Origin of the sequence: Microbispora sp. NPDC046933, from assembly GCF_040644635.1 — a bacterium.
Lineage (GTDB): Bacteria > Actinomycetota > Actinomycetes > Streptosporangiales > Streptosporangiaceae > Microbispora.
In genome coordinates, this window is record NZ_JBEYWW010000023.1 from 68,333 (window position 1) to 83,018 (window position 14,686).

At 72.7% G+C, this 14,686-nt stretch carries 13 protein-coding genes and 1 riboswitch; of the genes, 6 read left to right on the plus strand and 7 right to left on the minus strand.

Annotated features, from left to right (window positions below; genetic code table 11):
* Positions 1-208 precede the first annotated feature (208 nt).
* Complete coding sequence (locus ABZ857_RS28035; RefSeq protein WP_357048149.1) at positions 209-1,462, plus strand: LCP family protein; 1,254 nt, start codon at positions 209-211, stop codon at positions 1,460-1,462.
* A gap of 39 nt (positions 1,463-1,501) precedes the next feature.
* On the opposite strand, the gene ABZ857_RS28040 is transcribed toward ABZ857_RS28035, so the two are convergent.
* Positions 1,502-2,155 (minus strand): GPP34 family phosphoprotein, encoded by a 654-nt coding sequence (locus ABZ857_RS28040; protein ID WP_357048152.1) that lies wholly within the window; start codon positions 2,153-2,155, stop codon positions 1,502-1,504.
* A 43-nt stretch (positions 2,156-2,198) separates the two neighbouring features.
* Here ABZ857_RS28040 and ABZ857_RS28045 point away from each other — a divergent pair, with 43 nt between their 5' ends.
* The 5 genes from ABZ857_RS28045 (at position 2,199) to ABZ857_RS28065 (ending at position 9,149) form a co-directional block, all read left to right on the plus strand.
* Complete coding sequence (locus ABZ857_RS28045; protein WP_357048155.1) at positions 2,199-2,804, plus strand: TenA family protein; 606 nt, start codon at positions 2,199-2,201, stop codon at positions 2,802-2,804.
* A gap of 22 nt (positions 2,805-2,826) precedes the next feature.
* Positions 2,827-3,705 carry a DNA-formamidopyrimidine glycosylase family protein gene (locus tag ABZ857_RS28050; protein WP_357048158.1) on the plus strand — a complete coding sequence of 293 codons (879 nt, stop codon included), beginning with the start codon at positions 2,827-2,829 and terminating at the stop codon, positions 3,703-3,705.
* Positions 3,706-3,816: 111 nt separating this feature from the next.
* Positions 3,817-4,140: a rhodanese-like domain-containing protein gene (locus tag ABZ857_RS28055; RefSeq protein WP_357048161.1), complete on the plus strand. Its 324-nt coding sequence runs from the start codon at positions 3,817-3,819 to the stop codon at positions 4,138-4,140.
* A gap of 103 nt (positions 4,141-4,243) precedes the next feature.
* Positions 4,244-4,360: riboswitch (TPP riboswitch) on the plus strand.
* Complete coding sequence (locus ABZ857_RS28060; RefSeq protein ID WP_357048164.1) at positions 4,351-5,691, plus strand: cytosine permease; 1,341 nt, start codon at positions 4,351-4,353, stop codon at positions 5,689-5,691. Its footprint overlaps the riboswitch before it by 10 nt.
* 134 nt (positions 5,692-5,825) lie before the next feature.
* Positions 5,826-9,149 (plus strand): BTAD domain-containing putative transcriptional regulator, encoded by a 3,324-nt coding sequence (locus ABZ857_RS28065; protein ID WP_357048167.1) that lies wholly within the window; start codon positions 5,826-5,828, stop codon positions 9,147-9,149.
* 27 nt (positions 9,150-9,176) lie between these two features.
* Here ABZ857_RS28065 and ABZ857_RS28070 read toward each other — a convergent pair whose 3' ends face one another.
* From ABZ857_RS28070 to ABZ857_RS28095, 6 genes are all read right to left on the minus strand, one after another.
* Positions 9,177-11,309: a peptidase domain-containing ABC transporter gene (locus tag ABZ857_RS28070; protein WP_357048170.1), complete on the minus strand. Its 2,133-nt coding sequence runs from the start codon at positions 11,307-11,309 to the stop codon at positions 9,177-9,179.
* Complete coding sequence (locus ABZ857_RS28075; protein WP_357048173.1) at positions 11,306-11,662, minus strand: hypothetical protein; 357 nt, start codon at positions 11,660-11,662, stop codon at positions 11,306-11,308. The genes ABZ857_RS28070 and ABZ857_RS28075 overlap by 4 nt, the downstream gene beginning before the upstream one ends.
* Before the next feature lie 19 nt (positions 11,663-11,681).
* Positions 11,682-12,695 carry a TIGR04500 family putative peptide maturation system protein gene (locus tag ABZ857_RS28080; protein WP_357048176.1) on the minus strand — a complete coding sequence of 338 codons (1,014 nt, stop codon included), beginning with the start codon at positions 12,693-12,695 and terminating at the stop codon, positions 11,682-11,684.
* The gene (locus ABZ857_RS28085; RefSeq protein ID WP_357048179.1) at positions 12,692-13,693 is read right to left on the minus strand and encodes an MvdC/MvdD family ATP grasp protein; all 1,002 of its coding nucleotides are present in this window, start codon (positions 13,691-13,693) and stop codon (positions 12,692-12,694) included. Before ABZ857_RS28085 ends, ABZ857_RS28080 begins: the two co-directional genes overlap by 4 nt.
* A 67-nt stretch (positions 13,694-13,760) precedes the next feature.
* Positions 13,761-13,922, minus strand: coding sequence for a hypothetical protein (locus ABZ857_RS28090; RefSeq protein WP_357048182.1), 162 nt, complete (start codon positions 13,920-13,922; stop codon positions 13,761-13,763).
* Positions 13,923-14,104: 182 nt separating this feature from the next.
* The gene (locus tag ABZ857_RS28095; protein WP_357048185.1) at positions 14,105-14,665 is read right to left on the minus strand and encodes a methylated-DNA--[protein]-cysteine S-methyltransferase; all 561 of its coding nucleotides are present in this window, start codon (positions 14,663-14,665) and stop codon (positions 14,105-14,107) included.
* Positions 14,666-14,686 lie beyond the last annotated feature (21 nt).

Sequence of the window (14,686 nt, forward strand, 5' to 3'; positions counted from 1 at the left end):
GCAGGTACTCCAGGGGTCCGGAACGGACACGTCGATCCTTTCGGGTGGTGGTATACCACCGTAACGACTGGAATCTCTCCTGTGTTTCCCGGCAGCCTTTACTGGCTGCTTAGAAGGCGTCTGAGTACCGTGAAGCAGGGGGCCCATCGGCAAAAAGTCCGGCCGGTGCGGTCAAAGCATTGGTCAGGACGCTGAGCTGGGGGTTCACGTGGCCGACGAGGACGAGGCGACCCGGGCGTACCGGCGTACGGCCCAACCCCCGGCAGCGCAGCCCCCGGCCGATCGGCCTCAGGCGGCCGCTCCGGCGGGTCCGGCGGGTCCGGCGGGCTCCGGCAGGGAGGACACGGTCCCCCGCGCCCGATCCAAGGTGTACGGCAAGCCGCGTGCCGGCACCGCTCCCGTCCGCCCGCTCGGCGGGAGCAGGCACGAGGCCGGGGATCAGGGAAGCGCCGGGCACGGTGGTGACGGGGGGTCGAGGGGCCGCGACGGGGCCGTGCGCGGCGGCCGCGGGCCGCGGCGGACCGGCAGGACCGTCCTGCGGGTCGTCGTGGTGCTGGTCGTGCTCCTGCTCGTCGCCGCCGTCGCCGGATATTTCTGGATCGGTTCCCGGCTCCGTCCGGTGGAGTCGCTGACCGACTACGACGGACGGCCCGCCGAGACGCCGGGCCAGGACTGGCTGCTGGTCGGGTCCGACAGCCGGGCGGGCCTGACGGCCGCGCAGCGCAAGAAGCTCGCCACCGGAAAGGCGGTCGGCAAGCGCACCGACACGATGATGCTGCTGCACATCCCCGAGAGCGGCCGGCCGACCCTGGTCAGCCTGCCCCGTGACTCGTACGTCCCGATCGAGGGGCACGGCAGCGGCAAGCTGAACGCGGCGTACGCCTTCGGCGGCCCGAAACTGCTGACCAAGACGGTCGAGCGGGTGACCGGCATCAGGATCGACCACTACATGGAGATCGGCTTCGGCGGTTTCGTCGGCATCGTGGACGCGATCGGCGGGGTCAACATCTGCGTGAAGCAGGACATCCAGGACGAGAAGGCCGGGATCAACCTGAAGAAGGGCTGCCAGGACATGGACGGCGGCACCGCGCTCGGCTACGTGCGGACGCGGAAGACGGGCGCCATCCCCGACTTCGAGCGCACCCAGCGGCAGCGCCAGTTCTTCTCCGCCGTCGTGCAGAAGGCCGCGAGCCCGGGCACGCTGCTCAACCCGTTCACCTCGGTGCCGCTGGCACTGAGCGCGGCCGACTCGGTCTCCGTCGACCCCGGCACCGGCCTGTTCGACCTGCTGTCGGTCGGCATGGCCATGCGCGAGGGGCCCGTCGCCACCGCCGTGCCGATCGGCTCGCTGCCGACGATCGGCGGCCAGGCGGTGGTCAAGTGGGACACCCAGAAGGCGCTGCGCCTGTTCGAGGCGCTCGCCGCCGACAAGCAGGTCCCCAAGGACGTGATCACCAAGTAGCCCCGGCCGCCCCCGAGCTTGCGGCAGGTGGGGCGGCGGTCAGCTTCCGGCGGTGGCGGCGACCGTCGCGGCGGTCGTGGCCGCGGCCACGGCGGCGTGGATCGAGGAGATCGTCCTGCGAACCGCCTCGGCGGTCCACTGGCCCTCGGCGATCTCCTTGATCCGGCCCTTCGGCGCGTCGGGGAACGCCTTGCGGTCGAGCCTGGCCGCGTGCATGACCGCGATCAGGACCGCCGTCCGCTCGTCGGGCTCGGCCCCGGCCAGCACGTTCTGGACGCGCTCCCGCACGCCCTGCTCGTGGCTCGGGTCGAGCTCGGGATAGCGCGTGGTGGGGAAGATGCCCAGGATCTTGCCGGCCTGCTCGCTCAGCACGCCCCGCGCGGCCAGGCGGGTCAGCAGCCGCTTGCGCAGCCCGCCCGCGCGCAGCCTGCCCACCCACCAGTCGGCCTTGCGCGGCCCGCGCTCCTCCTCGGCGATGCGGGTGAGCGTCGCGTCCAGTTCCTCCTCGCCCACCGGGGTGCGGTCGACGGGCACGACCTTCGCGCCGTCGAGGTCCACCCGTCCCCGTACGGCGAGTTCCGCGAGCAGGGCCCCGGCCAGGGCGCAGTCGAGCTCCACCGGCCCGATGACGGGCTTGCCGGTGTCCTCCCGGTAGGCCAGCAGCAGCACTTCCTCGGCGATCGTCAGTGTCACTCGATCGAGCCTAGCTCGCCGATTGCGGCCACAATGAGCCCTTATGGGAATCTCTGCGGACCTGCACGCCATCGGGCGGCCGATGCTGGACGCCCAGCTCGCGCACCCGACCGTACGCGGCATCGCGGCGGGCGACCTGCCCGAGCCGGTCTTCCGGTCATGGCTGGAGCAGGACTACCTGTACCTGCTCGACTACGTGCGGGTGTTCTCGCGGCTGGCCTGGCAGGCTCCGGACGCCCACCTCGGCGACCTGGTCGACCTGGCGTACGCGACGTGGCACGACGAGCTCGACCTGCACCGGTCGCTGTCGGCGGAGTTCGGCGCCGACCTCGACGGCGCCGTGAAGGGGCCGGCCTGCGCGGCGTACACCTCGTTCCTGCTGGAGTCGGCGGCGGACTACGGCGAGGGACTGGCGGCCCTGTACCCCTGCATGTGGGGCTACTCGACGCTCGGCCGGATCCTGGCCGCCGACCCGCCCGCCGAGCCGCGCTACCGGGCCTGGGTGGACACCTACGCCGACCCCGGGTTCGCCGCCCTCGCCGCGCGCATCGCCGTCATGATCGACGAGGCGGCTCCGGACCCGGCGCGCGCCAGGGAGCTGTTCGTCCGCGGCATGGAGCACGAGCTCGCGTTCTGGGACGTCCCCTGACCGGCCGGGTTAGTGTGAGGGCATGCCGGAGCTGCCCGAGGTCGAGGCGCTCGCCGAGTTCCTTCGCGAGCACGCCGTCGGCCATGCCGTCGTCGGCGTCGACGTGACCGCCTTCCAGGCGCTCAAGACCGTCGACCCGCCCGTCACCGCGCTCGCCGGGCTGCTCGTCACCGGCGTGGCGCGGCACGGCAAGTTCCTCGACGTCGACTGCGACGGCCTGCACTTCGTCACCCATCTGGCCCGCGGCGGCTGGCTGCGCTGGCGTGACGACCTCACCGGTGCGAAACCGGTGCGGCCGGGCAAGGGCCCGCTCGCCGTCCGGGTGAGGCTGTCGCCGGGCGAGGACGGCCGCGCTCCCGGCTTCGAGCTGACCGAGGCGGGCACGCAGAAGCGCCTGGCCGTCTACGTGGTGCGCGATCCGCAGGACGTCCCCGGCGTCGCCGGGCTCGGGCCGGACCCGCTTGCCGAGGACTTCACGCCGGACCTGCTCAAGACGATCGTCGGCGGGAGCCGCACGCAGATCAAGGGCCTGCTGCGGGACCAGAAGGTGATCGCGGGCATCGGCAACGCCTACTCCGACGAGGTGCTGCACGTCGCCAAGATGTCCCCCTTCAAGATCGCGGGAACGCTGACGGACGGCCAGGTCGCCGATCTGCACGACGCGATCGTGAGCACGCTGCGGGACGCGGTCGGGCGGGCCAGGGGGCTGGCCGCCAAGGACCTCAAGTCGGAGAAGAAGTCGGGCCTGCGCGTGCACGGCCGTACGGGCGAGGCGTGCGAGGTGTGCGGCGACACGATCAGGGAGGTGTCGTTCGCCGACTCGTCGCTGCAGTACTGCCCGACCTGCCAGACCGGCGGCAAGCCGCTGGCCGACCGCCGCCTGTCGCGCCTGCTCAAGTAGCGCCCCGGAGTCGGCCCCTGGAGTCGGCCTCGGAGCCGGCCCGCGGATCAGCGTGGGTCACAGGTCGCGGCACCGGCCCGGGCATCGGCGGCGTGCCGCCAGAATGGGCGCATGACATTGCCGGAAATCGCCCCCGACGCACTGCCCGAGGACGCGTACCTGCTGGACGTCCGTGAGAACGAGGAGTGGGTGGCCGGCCACGCCCCCGGCGCCGTCCACATCCCGCTCGGCGAGCTGCAGGCGCGGGTGGACGAGGTGCCGTACGACCGGCCGGTGTACGTGGTCTGCCGGGTCGGCGGCCGGTCGGCGCACGCCGCGATGTGGCTCAACCACATCGGCCGGGACGCCGTGAACGTGGACGGCGGCATGCGGTCCTGGGCCGCGGCCGGGCGTCCGATGGTGAGCGAGACCGGTCAGGCGCCCTACGTGGCCTAGGGACACGGCGGCGCTGGGACACGGCGGCGCGGGGACACGGCGGCGCTGGGACACGGCCGGCGTATGAAAACGGTCAAAGAAGTGTCATAATCCCAAAGACATCATCAATACCCGCGGGAGCTCGGGCGTGACCGGGCTGAGAGGGCGGATCGAACTCGTGCCGCCGACCGCATGAACCTGTCCGGATAATGCCGGCGTAGGGAGCGTGTGATGACTTCTGCCGTCGTCGACGACGCGCACGCGGAGGTTCCGCTCACCCTCGACGAGGAGGCCCCGAGAACTCTGGGCCTGCTCGACCAGGGGGCGTTCTGGGCCAATCTCGGCGTCAGTCTCCTCGGCTTCTCGGGGGCGCTGTTCCTGCTCGACCCGCTGGGAGGCAGGCCGCTCACGTTCACCGCGGCGGTGCTGGCCGCCGTCGTCGGCAGCCTGCTGGGGACGGCCATGGTCGGCCTGGCCGCGATCCCCGGCGTACGCACGGGGCGGCCCGCGATGGTGCTGCTGCGCGGCCTGTTCGGGGCCCGGCTCTCGTACATCCCGACCGTGCTGAACATCGTGCAGATGCTCGGCTGGGGCGCCTTCGAGCTGTGGGTCATCGCCAACGGCGCGCAGGCGCTGTTCGGCACGGCGGTGCCGTACGCGGTGTGGGCGGTCGCGGCGGGCGCGCTGACGATCGCGCTGACGATCCGGCCGCTCGGCGCGCTGCGGCTGCTGCGGCGATACGTCACGGCGGGCGTGGTGGTCGCGATGATCTGGCTGTCGGTCGCCCTGTTCACGCAGGGGCCGTCCGTGGGGGGCGGCTCCTGGGACGCCTTCGCCCCGGCCGTCGACTACGTGATCGCGCTGTCGGTGTCGTGGGTGCCGATGGCCGCCGACTACGCCAGGCACTCGCGGTCGAGCGGCGCGGCGTTCACCGGCGTGGTCGCCGGATACACGATCGCCCAGGTGGCCTGCCTGGCCCTCGGCATCGCCGCGCTCGCCCTGGTCGGCAACGACCCGGACAAGGTGTGGGACCCGTTCGTGGCCGCCCCTCTCGGGGTGCTGTTCTTCGGCATCCTGGTGCTGCGCGAGGCCGACCAGTCGTTCGCGAACGTCTACTCGACGACCGTGTCGATCCAGAACCTCGCGCCACGCTGGGACCGCAGGGTGATCTCGATCGTGATCGGCGTGCTCACGACCCTGATCGCGCTGTTCGCCGACGTGAACTCGTACGGCGCGTTCCTGGCCGTGATCGGCGCGGTGTTCGTGCCGATGTTCTCCGTGCTCGTGGTCGACTACTTCCTGCTCGGCGGGGCCGCCCGGTGGAACACCTCCGGGGACGCCCCCTCCCGCTGGCTCATGGTCGTGCCCTGGGTCCTCGGGTTCGTGGCGTACTGGATCGTCACGTCCACCCCGACCGTCGGCTGGTGGGACGGGTTCTGGACCGACGTCCGCCTCGCCCTCGGGTTCGTCCACCAGCCCTGGATGAACGCCGCGCTCGCCGCGTTCCTCGTCGCCGCGCTGGCGACCGTGGCGGTGTCCGTCCCGGCGCGCCGCCTGCGGTCGCGCCGTTAGAGGCGGCCGGATTCTCACCCGGGCTGGTTTCTCACCTGGTCGGATTCCCACCCACAGGCAAGTGAGTTGCAAGACGGCACCTCAAGACTGCTGCCCAGGGAAGGCCCGCGCCGGCCTCCACCATCAGAGAGGCCGTGGGGGCAGTGGAATTCCGGGTGCTGGGCCCTTTCGAAGTCCGGGACGGTGAGGCACCGGTCGGCGTCGGAGGCCCGCGGCAACGGGCCGTCCTGGCCCGGCTGGTGCTCGCCGCGGGCGCGGTCGTCTCCACGGAAACGTTGATCGAGGACCTCTATCACGGCACGCCGCCGGCGACCGCACTCGAGTCGATCCACGTCTACGTGTCGAACCTGCGTCGTGTCATCGAACCGCGGCGGGCACCGCGCACCCCTCCCCGGCTCCTCGTGGCGAAACGCCCCGGCTACCTGCTCGCCACCTCGGACGTCGACGCCCTGCGGTTCGGCGCGCTCGTCGCCCACGCGGAACGCAGGCCGCCCGCCCGGGCGCTCGCGCTGCTCGACGAGGCGCTGGGGCTCTGGCGCGGCCTGCCGTACGCCGACTTCGCGGGCGAGCTGTGGGCCGTCACCGAGGTGAACCGCCTCAACGAGCTGCGCCTGGTCGCCGTCGAGCGCCGCGCACAGGCACAGCTCGATCTGGGCCGGCCCGAGGCGGTGATCCAGGACCTGGAGGCCGAGACCGGGGAGCATCCGCTACGCGAACGGCTGTGGTGGCTGCTGGCCCTCGCGTACTACAGGGCCGGTCGCCAGGCGGACGCGCTGGCCACATTGCGCCGCGTCAGGAGTCTCATCGCCGATCAGCTCGGGCTCGATCCGGGCCCGCAGCTGCGGGCGTTGGAGCAGGACATCCTTCGCCAGGCCCCATCTCTCATCGCTCCGCCTTCCACGCCGTCCCTCACCATCCCCGGTGGGCCCGCAGGACCCGAGCCGGCTCGGCCGGCCGCCGCAAAAGTGCGCTCGCCGCACGGGCGCGACCGGCAGCTCGCGGAGATGGAGTCGGCGCTCGGCAGCGGGATGAGCACGATCGTGGTGACCGGGGAACCGGGCATCGGCAAGACCTGGCTGCTGGAGGCGTTCAGGGACCGGTGCGCGGAGCGGGGACACCTGACCCTCTGGGGCGGCTGCCACGATCTCGACACCGCCCTGCCCCTGTGGCCGTGGATCCAGGTCCTGAGGTCGCTGGAGCGCGTCCATCCGGCTCCCGACCTCGGGGCCCTGGCCGGGCTCCTCGACGAGGAGGTCCCACAGGGATCGGCACGGGGGTCGGCACAGGGGTCGGTGCAGGGGTCGGTGCAGGGGGCGCGTCAGCGGCGTCATCAGGCCGTCGCCGACTGGCTCCGCGCCGCCGCCCGGGACCGGCCGATCGTGATCATGCTGGACGACCTCCAGTGGGCCGACCCGGCGACCCTGGGATTGCTGCGCGACGTGACGGCGCTCGTCGGTGACTCGGCGGAGCATGTCCCGCTCACGCTGGTGACCGCGTTCCGGGACACCGCCGGGGCCGGTCCCCTCGACGACGTGCTCGGCAGATTCGCCCGGCACAACCTGCTCCGCATCCGGCTCGCGGGCCTCGAAACCCCGGTTATCCGGGCCATCGCCGTGACCGTGGGCGCAAAGGTCGACGAGCGGACCGCCCACCTGCTGACGCGGCGCACCGGCGGCAACCCGTTCTTCGTGCGTGAGACGGCCCGGCTGCTCGCGCAGGGCCGTCCGCTGGACACGGTTCCCGACGCGGTCGCCGGCCTGATCCACCAGCGGCTGGCGGCGCTGGATCCCGGGGTCGCCGAGGTGCTCCGGATCGCCGCGGTGATCGGCAGGGACTTCGATCCCGGCGTCGTGGGCGAGGTGCGGGCGGCGCCCGTGTACGAGCTGCTGGACCAGGCCGTGCGGACCGGTCTGGTCGTCGCCTCCGGCCGCCGGATGAGCTTCGCCCACGACCTGGTGCGGGAGACCCTCCTGAGGGAGATTCCGCCGCTGCGCAGGGCCGTCATCCACCGGCGGGTGATGGACGCGTTCGTCGAACGGCCCGGCGCCGACGTCGCCGTCATCGCCCATCACGCGATCCAGGCCGGGCCCGCGGCGTACGCGGAGGCGGCGCGCTGGGCCGCCGCTGTGGCCGAGCAGTCGGGTCTCCGCCTGGCCTACGAGGAGGCGGCCACCTGGTGGGGCCGCGCGGTGGAGGCACACGGGGCCGCGGCCGGTGATCCGGCCGACCACGTCGAGTTGCTGCTGCGGCAGGCACGCGCCCTGCTCGACGCCGGCGACGCCCTGGCCGCCAGAAGCGTGCGGGCGCGGGCGATACGGGTAGCCGACCGGGTGGTGGGTGCCGACGGGCCCCTGCTGGTCGCCCGGGCGCTCACCGCGCTGGACGCGCCCTCGATCTGGAACCTGCGCAATCCGTACGAGGAGGTCGAACTCCAACTCGTGCACCGGTTCGAGCGCGCGTTGGACGTCATGCCCGAGGCCGCCGGCCCCGAGCGGGCGCGGCTGCTCGGCGGGCTGGCCCAGGAGCTGTACGACGGGTCGGACGACCCGCGCTGCCACCTCTACTCCGCACAGGCGGTCGAGACGGCCCGGAGTATCGGCGACCCGCATCTGCTGATGCGTGCGCTTAACGCCCGATATCTGTCGATTCCCAGCTCGATCTACACGGAGGAGGCATGGGAGATCGCCAGGGAGCTGGAAGACCTGGCCCAGAAGACCCGGACGCCCGAGTTCGAGCTGCTCGCACAGATGATGTGGACCTTCCGTCGTATGGAGGTGTTCGACGTCGCGGGAGCGGACGAGGCGGCCGCCCGGTGCGACGCCATGCTGGCCCGCATGCCGCTGCCCTGGCCGCGCTTCCAGCACACGATGTGGCGGGCGGGGCGGCTCACGCTCCGCGGACGGTATGACGACGCCGAGAGTCTCTACGCCGACCTCGAGCGGCAGGCCGAACGCATCGGCATGTGGTACGCGGGATCCGTCGTGTCCCTGGGCCGCATCCTCCTCGCCTACGGCAGGGGGACGATGAGCGAGGCGGAGCCCCTCATCGACTCGGTCGCCGGCACCAACCCCTGCGCGGACCAGGCGCTTCGCGTGCTCCTGCGGCATGGACAGGGCAGAGGGGAGGAGGCCCGCGAGGCGGCCGCCGACGGGTGGCGGCCGGCGCCGCGCGACTGGTCGTGGCTGACCTTCACCTGTCTTCAGGGCGCCGCGCAGGCTGCGGTCGGCGACGTCCGCGCCTGCGCGGCCACGTACTCGGCCCTCCTGCCCTACGAGGGACGGATCTCGGTCGGAGCCGCCATCGCCTTCCTGGGGCCGGTGGACTGGTTCCTGGCGATGCTCGCCTCGGCCATGGGAGACGACGACGCCGCGGCCCGGCACCACGCCAGGCTCGCCCGGCTCGCCGGCAGGGCGGGCCTCGGTCTTTGGCGGGACCGTGCCGTCGCCGCGGCCGGCTGATCACGCCGAGCCGGACGAGGTGGGCTGTCACCGGCGCAGGCCGGCCGCGACCAGCGCGGCGTACGTGCCGCCCTGGGCCATCAGCTGGTCGTGGGTGCCGCGTTGCACGACGCGTCCGGAGTCGAGGACGAGGATGAGGTCGGCGTCCCTGACCGTGCTCAGGCGGTGGGCGATGACGATCCGGGTCTGGGGGAGCCAGGCCAGGTTGGCCTCGACGGCGGCCTCGGTGGCGCTGTCGAGGTTGCTGGTGGCCTCGTCCAGCAGCAGCACCTTGGGCCGGGCCAGCACGGCGCGGGCCAGGGCCAGGCGTTGCCGCTGGCCGCCGGACAGCCCGCCGCCGTCGGTCAGCATGGTCTCGTATCCCATGGGCATGGCGGTGATCTCGTCGTGCAGCGCCGCCAGCCCGGCGGCCTGCATGATCCGCTCCAGCGGCGCGTCGGGGTCGTTGAGCGCGATGTTGTCCCGGATGGAGCCGTTGAACAGGGCCACATCCTGGGTGACCACTCCGAACTGGCGGCGCAGCGTGCTCAGGTTCAGCTCGGCGGCGGGGACGCCGTCGTAGCGGATCTCGCCCTCGACCGGGATGTGCAGCGCCAGCAGGAGCCGGGCCAGCGTGCTCTTGCCCGAGCCGGATGCTCCCACCAGGGCGACCTTCTGTCCCGGGCGGATCGTCACCGACACGCCGCGTACGGTCCACGGGCCGCGCGGGTCGTGCCGGAAGCCGACGTTCCGTAGCTCGATCGCGCCGCGCAGGCGCAGCACCTCGATGCCCTGGCTCGGCTCGGGGGCGGAGGCGAGGATGTCGGTCAGCCGGTCGAAGTGCGCGCCCGCCTGCTGGAGGCTCTGCAGGCTGGTCATCAGCGAGGCGAGCGGGGTGAGCGCGGCCAGCGCGACGGCGTTGAGCGCGATCAGGGCGCCCGCACTGAGCTGCCCGTCCATCACCCGCCAGGCGCCGAGCCACAGCAGCCCGAGCGGGGTGATCACGCGGATCGCGGACAGCGCGGCCTCCAGGAGGCCGTGGGTGAGCCCACTGCGCACGTCCGCGTCGAGCTGCCGGGCGAAGTGGGACGACCACTGCTCCATCGCCCTGCGTTCCGCGCCCGACGCCTTGAGCGTCTCGATCCCGCTGATCGTCTGGATGAGGCTGCTCTGCGAGGCCGACAGCGCGGCGAGCTCCTGCTGTGCCAGCCGGTGCACGCGGCGGGACGTGGCCGCGAGCAGCGCCGACTGCAGTGCGACCACGCCTGTCAGCGCCACCCCGAAGACGGGGTCGCGCAGGTAGACCAGCGCCAGGTAGCCGACGGCGAGCGGTCCGTCCAGGAGCGCGGTGACGATCTGGCCGGTGAGCAGCTCGCGCAGCGTCGAGACGCTGGTGGCCCGGGTCACCAGGTCGCCGGTGCCGCGCCGGGTGAAGTACCGGTACGGCAGGGCGACGAGGTGGGCGACCACCCCCTCGGTGAGCTCCCGGTCGGCGCGGGCGCGCACCGCCACCAGCAGGGCCGCGCGCAGGTACGCCAGGACGAGCTGGGCGGCCCCCGCCAGCAGCACTCCCACGCCGAGCAGCGGCAGCAGGCCGGAGGCGCCTCGCGGGATGACCGTGTCCAGCAGCAGCTCGGACAGCAGCGGCATGGCCAGGCCGAGCACCTGCAGCAGCAGGGACGCCGCGATGACCTGCACGAGCAGGCCGCGCCGCCGCCGCAGCAGCGTGCGCACGAACTCCCGCCGCCACGCGCTCGCCAGCGACGTCGACCCGCGCCGGAACCCCTCCCCCGGCTCGAAGACCAGCAGCACTCCGGTGAAGGCGGCGGAGAACTCCTCCTGGGTCAGCCGTCGCCGTCCCTGCCCGGGATCGACGATGTCCACCCGGTCGACCGACCACCGCTCGACCACCACGAAGTGGTTGAACTCCCAGTGCGCGACGGCGGGAAGCGGCACCCGGGCCAGGTCCTCGGGATCGAGCGAGAACCCCCGCGCCTTCAGGCCATGCTCACGGGCGCCTTGCAGAAGCGCGCGGGCACTCAGCCCGTCACGGCCGACGCCGAGGCGTTCCGACAGCTCGGTCAGCGTGACGCGGTGGCCGTGATGGGACAGCACCATGGCCAGGCACGCGGTGCCGCACTCGGTGGGCGTGTTCTGCAGCACCACCGGCACACGCCTCACCGGGCCGCCCCCGGCATCTGCACCGACGCCAGCACCGACGCCAGCACCGCCACGACCACTCCCGCGACCACCAGCGCGGCCACCGCGATCCACAACGCCAGGAACGACGGCCCACGGAGCGCGACCGGCACGTGCGGCTCCCGGCTCCGTACGGCGTGCCGCCGCAGCGCCTCCTCCCGGAAGACGCCCCGCTCCTGCCCCCCGGAGGGGAGGCCCGGCTCGCGTGGCGGGCCCGGTGGTCCGGCCGCCGGCCGGACCGCCCGGTGCTCCTGCCAGTTTCCGGCGGAGGGCCGGGGAGACATGGGCCGGGTGTGGTCGGGATCCGGCACGGGCGGGGGGAACGGCGCGCTCATCGGCGTTGCCTTGTGCCGCTCAGAGCCAGTGCCAGGTGATCTCGGCCGCCGCGCGGCGCGCCGCCATGAACGCGGCGAAGCCCGCCCGGCCCGCCGCCGGCAGCGTCGCCGGGTCCGCGAGGTCCGCCGGCCGCCGTTCGCGCACGACCCCGAACAGGTGCCCGGCGCCGTACGGCACCGGCCCCACGACCTCGCCGGCCGCGGCGTCCCGGAGCGGTTCCGGCAGTTCGCGGGCGACCCGGACCGCCGCCGTCACATCGAGGTCGCCCCGCGACAGCACGGCCGCGCCGAGAGCCGCCAACGGGTCTCCCGACGCGGCGAGGCCGGCCAGCCGCTCCGTGCTTCCCGTAGCCCACACCGCCCAGACCTGGTCGAACTCCTCGGGGTGGCGCTCCAGGTAGTCCCGCGCGGTCTCCCACTCGACCCGCGCCCGCACCCGTCGCTTCAGAGCAAGCCCGTGGATGTGGTTGTCGTAGGCCTCCCGGGTGAGCCCGACCTCGCCGAGCCAGCGCAGCATCTGCTCACGAGTGCGCAGCCCGCGCCGCATCCGGTAGGCGTCCGACGCCTCCTGCAGCTCCTCCTGGGTCGGCTCGGGCTCACGCGCGATCAGCTCCTCCAGGACGCAGTGGTCGACCAGCTCCTCCTGCACCGACGGATCCCGCTCGGCGCGGGCGCGCAGCGTCAGCAGCGCATTCTGAATCAGCAGCTCCTGGCCGTCGACGGTCAGCACCCTGCCCGAGGCCCAGTGGGTGGAGTGGTCCACCGTCCAGGGGACGCCGTCGTCGGCCGGGGCGGTCAGCGCCAGGGTTCCGCCGTCCGGATGGTCGAGCACCAGGTCGTAGTCGACCATGGGGCTGCCGGGCCGTACGTCGGTCACGAGCTGGGCCCGCACGTCCGGGTGGTCCGCCCGCCAGCGCTCGGCCGCGCGCCGCGCCGCCGCCACGCCGTCACGCGTACGCGGCAGGCCGCGCAGCAGCTCCACCGCCCCGGCCAGGACGCCGGCGAAGGAGGTCTCCTCGGGAGGAACGGTCATGCGGTTTCCCCTGGGGTCTCGGGGCGGGGGCCGGGTTCGGCGGCGACGAGCCAGTCGGCGATCGCCGCGGAGATGGGCAGGCCGGTGGCCGACTCGATCCAGCCCCACTGGCCCGTGGGGTTGATCTCCAGGTACACGTACCGGCCGTCGGGCGTGAGGATCATGTCGATGCAGCCGTACGGCAGGCCGAGCGAGGCGGTCAGCGCCAGGCAACGGCGCTCCACGTCCTCCGGCAGCCGATGGACGCCATACGCCGAGAAGCTGCGCTCGTAGTGGCGGTAGTCGTACCGGGTCGTCCGCGACCCCTGGGAGTGGATCTCGGCGGCGAACACCCGCTCGCCCACGACAGTGATCCGCAACTCGATCGTCTTGTCCACGTACGGCTGGAGGATCACCGGGGAGGCGGCGAGCCGGTGCCGATGCGTGAGATGCCGCCGGGTGACCGGGGTGGTGTAGAACACGTGCTCCTCGCCGCCGATGTGGAACGGGACGTACTCCACCTGCTTGGCGATCAGCTCGCCCCCCGCCTCCTCCCAGAACGGGATGAGCTCCGCGGGGTCGTTGGTGACGAGCGTCTCCGGCGTGGTGAAGCCGAGCCGGGCCGCCGCGGCGAGGTTGAGCAGCTTGTTCTGCAGCCGGATGACGTCGATGGTCCGGCCGGGGAACCAGCGGGCGTCGAGGGTGTCCTCCCAGCCGTACAGCAGGATCTGCGCGATCTTCTCGACGTATCGCCGGTGGTCGGCGTCGGTCACCGACTCCGGTGCCCGGGACGGCGAGGGCCGGCGGTTCCAGACGGCGCCGAACCGGGCCATGTCGTACGTCCTGCCGCCGATGCACAGCGTGTGCCGCCAGGATCCGCCGCTGAGGCGCGAGGAGATCGTGCTCCCGGCCGGGTAGTCACCCGGATCCCACCACAGGAACTCCGCCCCGCGTTCACGCAGATGCGGGACGACCATCTCCACCGAGGCATCGTCCGCGGCGCTGAGAATCAAGATCAACGTGCTGTTCCCCGTCGAGGGGCGGCGTGACCGGGCGCCCGGTCACGCCGCCGTGATGGTTCGACCGTCAGATGCGGACGTCGATCGGGTCACCGCGCCCGCCGCCCAGGGAGGAGGACACATAGGCGCATTCGGGACCGATCAACGGCGGCTTCCCGCCGACGATGTCGTCCAGGAAGTCCTCCGGCAGCTCGGCGTCCCCGTTGAGGTCGTCGATGCGAACAGACATGCTTTTCACCACCTTTCATTCGGCTGGCGGCATGCCCGGAGAGCCCGCCCACGGCCGGAGAGCCGCGGCGGGACGAGCCCGGTATGCCGACACCGAGGAAGCCTGCCGAGCGCGCCTAAAGGCTCACTAGTGATCTTCTAAAGCCCCTGATGGCACCGTCCTCCGGGTGGAGTCCGGGGAGGTCAGAGGGCGCCTTCCAGGCGGAGCAGGTGTTCCTTGGCCGCCGGGCCGCCGGCGTAGCCGCCGAGCGAGCCCGGGCCCTCCACCGCCCGGTGGCACGGCAGCAGCAGGCAGACCGGGTTGCCGGCCAGGGCGTTGGCCACCGCGCGGGGCGCCTGCGGCCGTCCGATCCGCTCGGCGATCTCCTGGTAGGTGGTGACGCTGCCGTACGGCACGGCGGGCATGAGCTGGATCACCGTACGGCTGAAGCCGGTGACCAGGCGCAGGTCCACCGAAAGTGAGAAGGTGCGCAGCCTGCCCGTGAAGTACGCGTCCAGTTCCCTGCGCAGGGGATCGAGGCGGCGCGGGTCGGGCCCGATGAACGAGCCGACGGCGCGGGAGACCCGGGCGAAGACCTCGTGCTCGTCCTCGTAGGTGCAGGCCAGCACGCCGCGTGCGGTCACCGCGAGGACCAGGCGGCCCACCGGCGCGTCGGTGGTGCCGAAGGCGACCTCGGGCGGGGCCTCGCCGACGTAGCCCGGCGAGGTCACACGGAGCAGGGCTTCGAGGTCCTCGGTGGACATGGGCGCCCCACTTTCTCTTCT

Excerpts from the sequence above, each read along its gene's own strand:
- ABZ857_RS28095 (WP_357048185.1), bottom strand. The coding sequence starts at position 14,665 with ATGTCCACCGAGGACCTCGAAGCCCTGCTCCGTGTGACCTCGCCGGGC.
- ABZ857_RS28060 (WP_357048164.1), top strand. The coding sequence starts at position 4,351 with ATGACTTCTGCCGTCGTCGACGACGCGCACGCGGAGGTTCCGCTCACC.
- ABZ857_RS28045 (WP_357048155.1), top strand. The coding sequence starts at position 2,199 with ATGGGAATCTCTGCGGACCTGCACGCCATCGGGCGGCCGATGCTGGAC.
- ABZ857_RS28090 (WP_357048182.1), bottom strand. The coding sequence starts at position 13,922 with ATGTCTGTTCGCATCGACGACCTCAACGGGGACGCCGAGCTGCCGGAG.
- ABZ857_RS28050 (WP_357048158.1), top strand. The coding sequence starts at position 2,827 with ATGCCGGAGCTGCCCGAGGTCGAGGCGCTCGCCGAGTTCCTTCGCGAG.
- ABZ857_RS28075 (WP_357048173.1), bottom strand. The coding sequence starts at position 11,662 with ATGAGCGCGCCGTTCCCCCCGCCCGTGCCGGATCCCGACCACACCCGG.
- ABZ857_RS28055 (WP_357048161.1), top strand. The coding sequence starts at position 3,817 with ATGACATTGCCGGAAATCGCCCCCGACGCACTGCCCGAGGACGCGTAC.
- ABZ857_RS28080 (WP_357048176.1), bottom strand. The coding sequence starts at position 12,695 with ATGACCGTTCCTCCCGAGGAGACCTCCTTCGCCGGCGTCCTGGCCGGG.